Origin of the sequence: Winogradskyella epiphytica, from assembly GCF_003217215.1 — a bacterium.
In the GTDB taxonomy this organism is placed as follows: domain Bacteria; phylum Bacteroidota; class Bacteroidia; order Flavobacteriales; family Flavobacteriaceae; genus Winogradskyella; species Winogradskyella epiphytica.
The window spans coordinates 1-12,001 of sequence record NZ_QJTD01000009.1; the positions used below are offsets into that span (position 1 = coordinate 1).

A 12,001-nucleotide genomic window follows, 5' to 3' on the forward strand; every position below is an offset into this window, starting at 1 on the left:
TAACACGTTCCTTAAGTGATAATCGTTTATGCTTTTTTGTATTCATACAACAAATCTAAAATTTTGATTTGTTGCGTTAAGTTATTGAATTCGGAATTTAATGCCATTCGCATGGCTTTACCAGCTCTTCGGTGTCGGTCGAAACGATTTTGTAAACCTTCCTTCATAGTGAGTTGCAAACTCTTTTCTAAAGCAATAATGAGATTCACAGCAGGTGTGCCAAAATATGATGCTTGATGATTCTCATAAGCCCGCATTATAGGTAGCCAATTAGACCAATCGGCATAATAATTAGCCACTGGATGTTGTCGTTTTTCAAAGGCTTGGATTGCCTTTGGAGACGCTACTAATAGCGCAAGTCCTGGTGGTACACCTATAGCTTTTTGAGAGGCTGTGACCACGACGTCAATGTTCCATTCTTCTTGCTTAATATCTTCAGCTGCAACAGAGCATACGCCATCTAGAATGGTTAACACATCGTGTTTTTTACCTAATTCTCCAATTCGTTTGGCTTCATTTAATACAGCTGTTGAGGTATCGACATGAGTAAAGGTTAATAGTTTGTAGTCTTTAGATGAAAGTTGCTTTTCGATTTGTTCAATAGGTACGATATCGCCGAGGTCTGCTTCAATAATATCCACATGAGCGCCGTATCGTTTTAGAATTTCGGCATAACGAAGCCCGAAGTACCCTGTTGAAATCACCAATGCTTTATCGCCAACTTCGGTAAGATTGGCTGCGGCCATGTCCATAGCAAAAGTTCCCGACCCGGCGATAATAAAAGCTTGTCCGGATGGACATTGACAAACCTCTTTTAGAAGCTTAATGCTATTAGAAAAGGTATTTATAAAATCGGGATCAACATGACTTGGAGTAGGAATGGACATACATTGCATGACTTCACTTTCAAACTCAATTGGGCCAGGTATCATAAGTAGTTTTCTCGATTTCATGTTGTCTGTTTAAATCGGCGTTATTTATGACATTAATTATTAAATAAACTCTAAATTCAATAACCTCTACTATGAAATTTCAAGTGCTTTAATCACACAATCAGCTTCTGTTTCGACCAGCCATTCAGGATCGATTAATCCCTTAACTCCAATAAATGTACAAGCTGGGCGGATTTTAGAGAAATATTCTCCATGCGCCTTTGCTGCCTCTCCCCATTCTCCGACATTTTTTAGATAGATGCGAGTACGAATAATATCTTCTTTTTTTCCACCTGCTTCTATTATAGCTTTTACCATGATATCAATGCACCTTTTAGTTTGATTGTATAAGTCGCCTGGAAACGCGGTTTTTCCATCTTCAGCGATTGGAGCTGTACCAGAAACAGATATTAACTTACCTATACGTACCGCTCTTGAAAAACCAATAGACGCTTCGTATTGTGAACCGGACGAAATGTTCTTTCTAACCATTTAGTTTTTTTTAAACTCTTGATCGTTATATCGCTCTTATCAACTAGTCTTAGTTATTATTTTTTATACTTAAAGCTCCTGAAGGACATTTTGATACTTGGTCGATTAGTTCTTCTGATGTCGCATTATTAGGTTTTATCCAAGGTCTTTCTTTTGGATGATATACTTCAGGCAATGTTTTTACACAAATGCCTGAATGAATGCATTTTTCAGGTTTCCATAAGATGGTCATCTCTCCGTTTGAATATTCTTTTGTTTTCATAATTTAATCTTTTAGTGTTTTTTCAATTCTAGGATCTGGAACTATCCACATTAGTGCTACACCTAAATAGATAATTAGACTAACAATTGGGAAAAAGAAAGATACGATAACTCCAGTTAAATAGAGTAAAAGCGACAAATTCATTCGCTTGTCTGTTCTATACACCCTGCCTATATTAGATTCTTTCCCTTCATTTTTAATAACGCAATGCACCATGATTTTAAAAGCTACTGCAGCCATTAATAATACGATACCGTAAACGGCGGTTGGGTTATCTTCGAAATGATTCTTACCCATCCAATCTGTAGCAAAAGGAAATAATGAAAGCCAAAACAACAAGTTTAAATTGGCCCACAATATTTTACCATTGACTTTGTTCACCGCTTGTAATAAATGATGATGGTTGTTCCAGTATATCGCTACATAAATAAAACTTAATACATAGGTTAAGAAAATGGGGATAATGGGTTTTAGATCTTCAAATCTATAGCCTTCGGGCGCACTCATTCCTAATACCATAATTGTTATGATTATAGCTAATACACCATCGCTAAAGGCTTCAAGTCGGCCTGTTTTCATAGTCTTCTCGGTTTTGGAAGCGGTACATATTCATTTTCGTCTCCAACTACTTTTGGAAATGCCTCCAAATTTTGAGTCTCCCAGTCTTTTTTGGCTTGTTCAATGACGTCCTTACTAGAGTTCACGAAATTCCAATGGATATAGCGTTCTTCATCAAAAGGGAGTCCACCGAAAATATAAACGGTGGTATCAGGTTCCATTTCAAAGGAGCATAAAGTACTGTCTTTAGCCACTAAAATTTGCTTAGGACCATAGTTATGGCCGTCGGCATTAATACTACCTTTTAAAATATATAGTGCACTTTCACCATAAAGATCTTTGCCTATATTAATTTGTTGCTTATCTGCGGATTTTACTTCAATAAAATACAACTCACTATGTACTGGAACAGGTGATGTTTTGTCAAAGGCTTTACCTGCAATTAATTTAAATTCGGCGCCCTGTTCTTTCCAATGCGGAATGTCTTTTTCTTCAATATGTACAAAACTTGGTTCGGTTTGCTCCAAATGTTTTGGTAATGCCACCCAAATTTGGAGTCCGTGTAATGATTTTTCAGAATTCCTTAAATATTCTGGGGTTCTTTCCGAGTGAACAACGCCTTTTCCTGCGGTCATCCAATTGACGGCTCCTGGTTTAATTTCAACATCTGAACCTAAACTGTCTTTATGCTGAATGGATCCTTCGAATAAATAGGTTAGTGTAGATAAACCGATATGGGGATGCGGTGCTACGTCAAGATTTTCATCTTTACTCATGTTGGAAGGTCCCATATGGTCTATAAATGTAAACGGACCTACGGATCGTTTTTGTCTGAATGGTAACAAACGTCCTACCATAAAGTTTCCAATATCTGCTGCGCGTTCTTCAATAATTAATTGGGTATTCGACATATTCTATTTTTATTAATTTTTAAGTTAGTTTAAGCTAAAACGTCATTAATGCTTTGATCTCTTTCGAATCTACTTTTCGCATAAGGGCAAAGAGGTATGATTTTAAGGTCGTTTTTACGTGCATAGTCTACACCTGCCATAACGAGTTCTTTCGCCAATCCTTTACCTCCAAATTTATCTTCTACACCAGTATGGTCTATAATAAATTTGTCTTTTCCAGACCACACAAAAGTCATTTCTCCGGCGAATTCACCATCATTATAAATGATGAATCTTCCTTTTTTACCATTATCTTCTCTCTCTATTTTTGTCATGTATATATGTATATAATGTTGGTGTTTTCTTAATTATAATTCCTCTAAATCGGGAACTCTGAATTTTTCTATATCCCAATTCGCTTTTTTAGCTCCTGCTTGATAAGTTGATTCTAAAAAGTCAAGTAAGTCTTCTCGTGGTTGTTCTGATTTTAATAAATCCTTATACTTTAAAAGAGCCATAGGAGAACCATTGCTTTCAATCCACTCTGCTGAAGCCGGTTTTATAGTTTCCTTATCAATACCTTCAGGTGATGGGTAGGTATATGAATAAAATGCCGGCTCTGGTACATTTTCATCACCTGGCCAAAATCCGAAGCTGATACATTCATGAGAATAAGCATCTTTATCGGAAAGTCGAGCGTCTTTTGACATAGGAGGTGCCTCTTCACCTGAAAAACGTGTAACAACTAAATCAAAAGAATGCCAATACAATTGAACCGGACAGGTTTTCCATAGAAACGACCACTAAATTCTTGAAATACATTATTTATCCACAGTAAGGTTCGCCATAAGTTTTTGACATATTTACTGTCGTAATGATGGTATTCTATAATGTCTTTAAATGACTTATCGATTCCTAAATCAAATGGAACATCTACAATGGAAACTGATATGTTCAACTTGTTCAATAATGTAGTTAGTTTATGATAAAAGTCGGCAACTGTAAGTTGATTGTCAAGAGGGAAGAATTCAAATTCATCTTGGCTAGTGTTGACTTCTAATTGGTGTTTTAACACGTTAATCGTAATATCGAATTGATCTAATCCAGAATTATAAGGAATTGGACCTGTTGTAAAACCACGAGTATCGATGTATTCAGTGATGTACCACCAGTGATTTTTTCGAGGTGTCGATTTAAGACGAATTTTCCCAATAATCTGCAAAAACAAATGAAGGGTTGTTTTTGTTTGAATAGTCTCTTTGTAAGGAAGATGAGGTAGCCTAAGTTGATTTTTCATAATGCTAAATTTTAAGATGTTAACTTGAAGCTCTTATTCAGTCAGATTAAAATTACAAGCAGGATCATTGAATAAGGTCAAAAGTTAATAAAATTTCAGCTTCTTTACGATAGTTTCTCTCCTTTTTTACATTTTAAAAGTAATAAATTATAAGATTAAAATCTCTGTTTATTTATTTTGAAGATGAAGGTTGGTGTTATTATTAATATTGGCTCAGGTGCTATGTCTTTTATGGAAGTCACCGATGTGTTTGAAACAGACAATGCGACTTATTTTTATGATGGAGAGAGTCAAATGTGGATTGCAGGAGATAATCCGTTATGGCCTTTAGGTGGTTTTGAACATGCTATGGTTTCTCTTTATGGTCAATGTACTACTTTAGGTATTGGTGATGTATCAATGAGTCCGTTTACACATTATACAAAAAACAATATACTTCATATTGAAAGTGCAGATCTAATTCAGGAAGTAGCTATTTATAATCTTTTAGGTCAGCAAGTGATATCTGAACGAATTCAGTCTAACTCATCAGCTCTAAACTTAAATACTTTAAAGGATGGCGTTTACTTAACAAAGGTAAACATCAACGAAAAGATTCAGACCTTTAGAATTATTGTGAAGTAACCAATCATTAGTAATTATACTATGAAAACCGTCTCATTTTGAGACGGTTTTTTTTGTTTCTCAATGGTATCGAGTTTGATTAAAATATAAGATTAATATCCATTTATTCGAGAGGGTTTCAGTTGGAGGTGTTCCATGTCTTTACCTGCAAGAATCATTTCTTCCATAGTTTCAAAACCTAATTTTAAATAGAGTCGTTTAGCGTGTGGATTATCTTTATCTACTAATAAACCTAGGGTTTTGTTCTCCCTTATAACGTATTGATCAATTAAAAACTGAAACAATTTAGAGCCAATGCCAGCACCTTGTTGGTCGGATCGAACACTAACACAATCAATATAAATTTCACCGGCTTTGGTTTCGTCCTCTGGGCAAATATCTCTATTAAACTGCCTGTTAATTTTCTCTAAAACAGGCGTTCTAAGCTCTTCAAGTTTTGCACCATCGTAAATATTTGCCACGGCAACAATCTCGTCATTTCGTTCTACGACCCAGCAGTTTTCGTATGAATATTGATTGGTATTTTCACAAATTAATTCCTCTAAAAACAGAGTAGCTTTGTCCGCGTTCTTTATGCCAATAAATTCATAAACTATGTTTTCCATAGCAAGCAGTAGGAGTGGGGCAATTTTATTCGCTTCGTTGCGTTCAGCTTTTCTAATATTCATTATAATTATTTTATTTATTCGTTTAATCTTTTTAGACAGCCACCTCGAGGTTCATCACCTTTAAATAGAATGGTTTCGGTGTGTAGAAATTCAGCAGCTGCAGCTGAATCTTTCACTTTTTTAGCACTGCGTTTTAGCATTTCGGATTCAAAGGAAGTTAAAACACTTTTTCTAAGTCCTATGTCTCTCCATGATGATGAAGGTCGGCAGCCTTTAGAAATTCCACGTGCTAAAGCTAAAGCGTCTAAAAGCGCTTGATTTGCACCTTGACCTTTAAATGGACTCATAGGATGTGCTGCATCTCCAAGTAGTGTTATTGGTCCAGCATTATCTAATTGTTCTAAGGTTAACAACTCACGATCATAAACTGGGTAACCCGAAATTTGTTTGGCATCAGTAGCTTCTAATATCTGTGGAATAGGAGCGTGCCATTGTGTGCGTTTACAGGCTTCTTTTTTTAGTGCTGTAGTCCCTTTATTACTTAAAGCTTTAGCCTCATTTTTTGAAATTGGAAAACTGAGTTGCCACATAATCGCATCTTCGGAATAGGGCATCATATAAATGCGTTCATTTCCATTGGCGGTTTGGAAAACGGTTGCAGAATCTAATAAAGGACTTTCAATATGATTTAGGTTTTTTAATGGACAAATTCCAAGAATGACAATACAACCTAAATAGCGTAATGGGGCAACATCTTCTCCAAGTAATAATTGTCTTACTGAACTTCGAATACCATCTGCACCAATTACAAGGTCGGCTTTCTCACTTTTTATTTTGCCATCAACTTGAAAGTTGAGTTTTATACGTTTATCATCTTCAACATTAAAATCTAATAATTGATGATTCCATTGCACTGCACCATTTCCACCGAGTTGTTCAAGTAAAGCTAAGCGTAAAGATTGTCTTGCAATATGAATATTGGTTCGTTTTGATGAGGATTCTGTATCTGAATGCACCCATTTTCGCATACCCCATTCACCAATAACTTCGCCTTCTGTAGTATGTACAATATGTCGTGTTGAGGTTACACCTTCACCTAATGAGACAAGTCCAAAACCTTTAATGACCTTACTCGCTTGCTGTAAAGTGAGTCCATAGCCTTGAGATCGAGAATTGAAATTTTGATCGCGCTCATACAAAGTAAAGGGGATGCCTCTATGTAAGCAAGTAACAGCTAAGGCAACACCTCCAATACCAGCACCAATAATGGCAACATGTGGGTAGGTTGCTTTATCTGGAGAAGGAAAATGTTCGGAAGGAATTAAACCAGAGCCAGAACAAGAGGAACAAGTTTTAAACTGTTTTTTAGGTGGAAGTGGAGCTTTGCCTTCTCCATTAGAATTTTTAAACTGCTCTAATTGATATTGGTAGTGAAGTCGTGCTTTCTTTCGGAGTCGTTGACTTTTTTTGCCGAGTCCATGACAATCTGGGCAGGTCGTCCAACTAGTTTTATCGATGTCTACTTGTTTCAATTAGCGCTGAGTTATCTATTAAATTACGTTCTTATATTAGAAGCGAAATTAATAAATGTTAAGCTAATAAAGGCTTACTAACGTTCCTGTTTGTATTTATAAATACCGTAAAACACAATCTTAAAAGTCTCTAAAAAGTATCGGTTATAACCAAAATAAAGTTTTAAATTAGCAGAAGTTAAATTTTGAGATGAAGCTATTATTAAAATTCGATTTCACTAATGTTTGCAACAGGCTTTTAGAGGAAAAGTTGAAAGCTCATCATGTAAACTATAGGCAAACAGCCTTTGGTGAAATTACATTGTTAGAAACGGTTTCAGAAGAGCAAATGAAAGCCTTTCAAAACGATATTAACTTTTACGGTATTGAAATTTTAGAAGACCCTAAAAATATAGTTGTTCAAAAAATTAAGGACGTAATTGTGGATATGGTGTTTAACGAGAAGGATGTCAATGTAAAAACTTCAGTATATTTAGCAGAGCAACTTGATCAGAGTTACAGTTATTTATCTAATTTGTTCTCGGAAGTAACTTATACCTCGATTGAAAATTTTATAATTATACAAAAGATAGAGTATACGAAATTACTTTTAACAAAGGAAGAACTTTCCCTAACTGAAATTGCTTATAAACTGAATTATTCGAGTGTAGCTCATTTGAGTAAACAGTTTAAAAACACAACGGGAATTACACCTTCCGCTTTTCAGAGAATTATTTCAAAAAGGAAAGAAAATAAAGAAAACTAACACCAGAACCAGCTTATAATTATGAATAGCGATTATATAAATATAGCTTTAGCTGATGATGATGAGGACGACCGATTGTTCTTTACGGATGCTTTTGAAGAGTTAAAGATAAAAAGTAAAGTGTCAACATTTGAAGACGGTATCGAATTAATGGAGTTCTTGGAGAATTCTAATAATACGCATCCGGATTTACTGTTTTTAGATTTAAATATGCCTAAAAAATCGGGATTAGAATGTCTTGTGGAAATCAAGACCAATGATCGATTTAAGAATATGGTGATTGCTATTTATTCGACATCATCTTCAGAAATGGACATAGAAAATACCTTTGTTCAAGGTGCTAATATTTATATTAAAAAACCTAATAATTTTGAAACTCTAAAGAAAGTGCTTTCCGAAGTGGTAACTACAAATTGGCAGTATCATACCAATGGTTTAAATAAAGAAAATTTCTTATTACGTCTCTAGTTTATGAACTTAACTCCAAATAACTATTTAAAAGCGGCGTTTGGTATTGGGCTATTCATCATATTATGTATTGGCGGATTCACTTATAAGCATATCCAATCACTATCAGAATCGTCTAAAACGGTAAAGTCTACTTATTCTGTAAGTAGTGAATTGGCAAAAATACTTTCTAATTTAAAGCAGGCCGAATCTGGTCATCGCGGATTTTTATTAACCTCCGATTCTATATTCTTAGACCCTTATTTTTCAGGGGTCACACAACTTAAGGAAAATTTAGGCCGATTAGATACTTTGGTTCCAGAAAATACGGATCAAAGGAAGAATCTTAAAAAACTTAAATCTGATATTGAAAAAAGGTTTAGCATTTTTAAGCGATCTTTCGGCTTGGTAGACGACAAATTAATTTTATCGGAAGACCTACTATATGTACTTCATGAAGGCAAAATGTCTATGGATCAGATCCGAAAAGATCTTGTAAACATGCAGGATTTAGAAAGTAGACTTATGGCAGAAAGTCAAGTGAAAAATGAAAAAGCCATGGATCTAACGCCATTAATGTTTTTTGGGATTCTCATTCTAACCTTAATATTACTTCTTCTGGCCTATGCTAAAATGAACAAAGATTTAATGGAGCTCAAAGATACCAATGATGATCTTGTGGTATTTAAAAAATTGACCCAACAAGCTGAAAAAATTAGTCATAGTGGTACATGGATTTGGTATGTGGAAGAAGATGAATTTTATTATTCCGATAATTTATTCAATCTTCTTGGAGTGGAACCGAATAGCTTCGAGCCTAGTTTAGAAAAGTTTATTGGCTTTGTTCATGTAGATGATAGAGAAGGCTTGGGGCAGCAGATAAATAAAATGATTAAGGAGGAGGATCTTCCTTTGGTTACCTTCAGAATTGTGCAACCTGATGGCACTATTAAACATTTAAAAGCTTTCGGAAAACTTATTGAAAATGCTTTTGAGGAGAAACAACTCATTGGAGTAACCGTTGATGCTACAGAGGAGTATGAGAATTTTAAACTCATTGAACAACGCAACCAGGAATTAGAACGAAATAATAAGGAATTATCGGCTTTCAATTATGTGACGAGTCATGATTTACAAGAACCATTAAGAAAAATTCAAACCTTTATTTCGCGATTAGAAGTTAAAGACAAGGATAACCTTTCAGAAGCAGGAAATATTTGTGTCGAAAAAATAAAATCGGCTTCCGCTAGAATGCGATTACTTATTGATGATTTATTACAGTATTCACGTACCAATAAAACAGAATCCGACTTTAGTGAAACAAATATGAATATGCTTTTGGAGAGTGCTAAACAAGAGCTTATCGATAGTATAGAAGAAAAGGAAGCCGTTATTACTAGTCAGAATTTGCCAACTATGGATGTGATATCGTTTCAAATCCAACAACTCTTTATAAATATTATTGGGAACTCTTTAAAATATTCCAGAGAAGGTGTGCCTCCAAAAATAGATATTAAGCATGAAGAAGTGATATCAAGTGAGGTCGAAGAATTGAAAGACTCATTTATAAAACATTATCATAAAATTAGTATCAAAGATAATGGTATAGGGTTTGAACAAACCTATGCCAAAAAAATATTCGTGTTATTCAATAGATTACATGGAAAAACCGAATATTCTGGAACCGGTATTGGTTTAGCGATATGTAAAAAGATTGTAGATAACCATAACGGTGTAATATTGGCAGAAGGAATTCCTAATGTGGGCGCTAAGTTTATAATCTATCTTCCATACTTGAAATAGGCTAATTTATACATTGTCGGGAATTGTATAACACATTCTAAAAATTGTATAATAGTTGTTTCATCTGTTATATCCACATTTGTAAGGCTATTAAAACTTAACATAAAGCTTAAAAGATTCTACAATATTGATAAACAGAGTTAGCTGCAGAGTCGACTTTTGTGTGAAGTTAATGCCCTAATTTAATCAACATTCTCTTATGAGATCTTTGCTTTACGCTTTCTTAGTTATAATCATCATTTTGTGGGCACTTGGATATTTTGTGTTTTCTTTTACATCACCGATTCACTTCTTATTATTAGTAGCAATAATTATAATTGTTGTTTTGAGCAGAACTAAGTCTTAAGTTTCCTCTCCAATCAAGATATCTAATATATTTATTACGCTTCACTTTAGCCTTTCTTCTTGAAAGTTTTGCCCTCTATTGTTTTTAGATAAACCTAAAAACGATCAACACGCTACTTATATATTGTGTTTTGTTTAACACTAAATAGCAATGATATAACAGAACCAAAAAATTGTATAACAGAAGAGGCTTTCAATCTTCGTTACTTTGGAGTATCTAAAAACACTAAACTTTTTAAAGCTATGAAATGGACATCAGAACAACTACAAAAACAATTTGCAAGGGTAGGAAAAGTTTTTCCTAAACCGCAAGAACAAAAAATTAACGTTTTAAGCGCAACTAGTGCTAAAGCCAACAAAAAATCGCTTCAATATTAAATAGTAGAACAATGCCCTAAAGTCTGAACCACCTACGCCAATTTAACTGTCTAACCTAATAACAAGCATTATGAAAACGATTGAAATTAAAGCCGAAAATATAACATCAATGTTCAATACATTAACGAACGAGGTTGGTGGAACATTTACGAGTAACCGTCAGGAGGTGGAATTATCCATTGATAATGATTTTGGGAAAGGCTTCATAAGAGGAATGGAGTTAGAAAGAAATACGGTTTATATTGAGTTTGATGTTAAATTTAAACATGATGTGACTTTTAAAGTAGAAAGCGTGAAGCGTTCTGTAGTTAACTTTTTGTATTGTGCTAAAGGTGAACTTTCTCATTCATTTTCAGAACATGGCGGTGCTAAAAAAGTTGAAACATTCCAAACTGGGATTGCTTCAAATATCACATCTGAAGAGAATTATATAAGTTTCTATAAAGATGTATATGTACACTCAGCAATTATTTCAGTGAATACCTCAAAAGAAAGCTCTAAAGAGTTTGGTATTAATAATATGGTTTCAGATCTTTTTGTGATGGATAGAACAGATAATTATTCCTATGTGGGATCATATAATCTTAAAATCGCAGAGAGCATTAATCAACTAAAAGCCATTAAGCAAGAAGGCGTTGTGAGAACGTTGCTAACACAGGGATTAGTTAATCTAATTTTAGCTATGGAAATTGAGCAACATAAATTAGATGTCATAGATGCTCAAAATCCCAAAGGATCGCTTACATCTTTTGAATTGAAACAAGTTAAAGAACTTTCAGATTATATTAATAATTACCCGGAAACCAATTTTAGTGTCACAGAATTGTGTTCTAAAATTTCACTGAGTCCATCTAAAGTTCAAGAAGGATTTAAGCTGATGCATGGAAAAACTTTGAACTCGTATATAAGATTTGTACGAGTTAGAAAATCTGAAGAGTTGATTAAAACTACAGATCTTAATATTTCAGAGATCGTATATTCATTAGGTTTCTCGAGTAGAAGTTATTTCTCTCGTATATTTAAAGAACAATATAATTGCTCGCCTATTGAATATAAGCAAAACAATAGGTTAGCTGCTACAGCATAAT

At 34.3% G+C, this 12,001-nt stretch carries 14 protein-coding genes and 1 pseudogene; 6 read left to right on the top strand and 9 right to left on the bottom strand.

Annotated elements, in window-relative coordinates; genetic code table 11:
* Positions 1-26: 26 nt before the first annotated feature.
* The 7 genes and pseudogenes from DFQ11_RS13630 to DFQ11_RS15475 all read right to left on the bottom strand — a co-directional run bounded on the left by DFQ11_RS13630 (position 27) and on the right by DFQ11_RS15475 (position 4,431).
* Positions 27-953, bottom strand: a complete 927-nt coding sequence (locus DFQ11_RS13630) for a pyridoxal-phosphate-dependent aminotransferase family protein (RefSeq protein WP_110476439.1) — start codon at positions 951-953, stop codon at positions 27-29.
* 69 nt (positions 954-1,022) lie between these two features.
* Positions 1,023-1,424, bottom strand: coding sequence for a RidA family protein (locus DFQ11_RS13635; RefSeq protein WP_110476440.1), 402 nt, complete (start codon positions 1,422-1,424; stop codon positions 1,023-1,025).
* Between the two features lie 49 nt (positions 1,425-1,473).
* On the bottom strand, positions 1,474-1,686 hold the full coding sequence (locus DFQ11_RS13640; RefSeq protein ID WP_110476441.1) for a (4Fe-4S)-binding protein: 213 nt from the start codon (positions 1,684-1,686) through the stop codon (positions 1,474-1,476).
* Between the two features lie 3 nt (positions 1,687-1,689).
* Positions 1,690-2,265, bottom strand: coding sequence for a TMEM175 family protein (locus DFQ11_RS13645; RefSeq protein WP_110476442.1), 576 nt, complete (start codon positions 2,263-2,265; stop codon positions 1,690-1,692).
* Positions 2,262-3,155, bottom strand: a complete 894-nt coding sequence (locus tag DFQ11_RS13650) for a pirin family protein (protein ID WP_110476443.1) — start codon at positions 3,153-3,155, stop codon at positions 2,262-2,264. Before DFQ11_RS13650 ends, DFQ11_RS13645 begins: the two co-directional genes overlap by 4 nt.
* A 29-nt stretch (positions 3,156-3,184) precedes the next feature.
* A complete protein-coding gene (locus DFQ11_RS13655) occupies positions 3,185-3,469 on the bottom strand; it encodes a GNAT family N-acetyltransferase (protein ID WP_110476444.1) in 285 nt (94 codons plus the stop codon).
* Between the two features lie 33 nt (positions 3,470-3,502).
* Positions 3,503-4,431 (bottom strand): annotated as a pseudogene (locus DFQ11_RS15475) (DUF5996 family protein).
* Between the two features lie 183 nt (positions 4,432-4,614).
* On the opposite strand from DFQ11_RS15475, the gene DFQ11_RS13665 reads away from it, so the two are divergent.
* A complete protein-coding gene (locus tag DFQ11_RS13665) occupies positions 4,615-5,055 on the top strand; it encodes a T9SS type A sorting domain-containing protein (RefSeq protein WP_110476445.1) in 441 nt (146 codons plus the stop codon).
* 92 nt (positions 5,056-5,147) lie between these two features.
* Here the strand turns inward: DFQ11_RS13665 and DFQ11_RS13670 are convergent, their stop codons facing one another.
* On the bottom strand, positions 5,148-5,723 hold the full coding sequence (locus tag DFQ11_RS13670; protein ID WP_110476446.1) for a GNAT family N-acetyltransferase: 576 nt from the start codon (positions 5,721-5,723) through the stop codon (positions 5,148-5,150).
* 14 nt (positions 5,724-5,737) lie between these two features.
* Positions 5,738-7,195, bottom strand: coding sequence for an FAD-dependent oxidoreductase (locus DFQ11_RS13675; protein WP_110476447.1), 1,458 nt, complete (start codon positions 7,193-7,195; stop codon positions 5,738-5,740).
* 190 nt (positions 7,196-7,385) lie between these two features.
* Between DFQ11_RS13675 and DFQ11_RS13680 the strand changes: the two genes are divergently transcribed.
* The 5 genes from DFQ11_RS13680 to DFQ11_RS13700 all read left to right on the top strand — a co-directional run bounded on the left by DFQ11_RS13680 (position 7,386) and on the right by DFQ11_RS13700 (position 12,000).
* Positions 7,386-7,940: a helix-turn-helix domain-containing protein gene (locus DFQ11_RS13680; protein WP_110476448.1), complete on the top strand. Its 555-nt coding sequence runs from the start codon at positions 7,386-7,388 to the stop codon at positions 7,938-7,940.
* 21 nt (positions 7,941-7,961) lie between these two features.
* Entirely contained in the window at positions 7,962-8,408 is a 447-nt protein-coding gene (locus DFQ11_RS13685) for a response regulator (protein ID WP_110476449.1), read from the top strand.
* Positions 8,409-8,411: 3 nt separating this feature from the next.
* Positions 8,412-10,190: a CHASE3 domain-containing protein gene (locus DFQ11_RS13690; protein ID WP_110476450.1), complete on the top strand. Its 1,779-nt coding sequence runs from the start codon at positions 8,412-8,414 to the stop codon at positions 10,188-10,190.
* 199 nt (positions 10,191-10,389) lie between these two features.
* Entirely contained in the window at positions 10,390-10,536 is a 147-nt protein-coding gene (locus tag DFQ11_RS13695; protein ID WP_110476451.1) for a lmo0937 family membrane protein, read from the top strand.
* Positions 10,537-10,983: 447 nt separating this feature from the next.
* Complete coding sequence (locus DFQ11_RS13700; protein WP_110476452.1) at positions 10,984-12,000, top strand: helix-turn-helix domain-containing protein; 1,017 nt, start codon at positions 10,984-10,986, stop codon at positions 11,998-12,000.
* Position 12,001 lies beyond the last annotated feature (1 nt).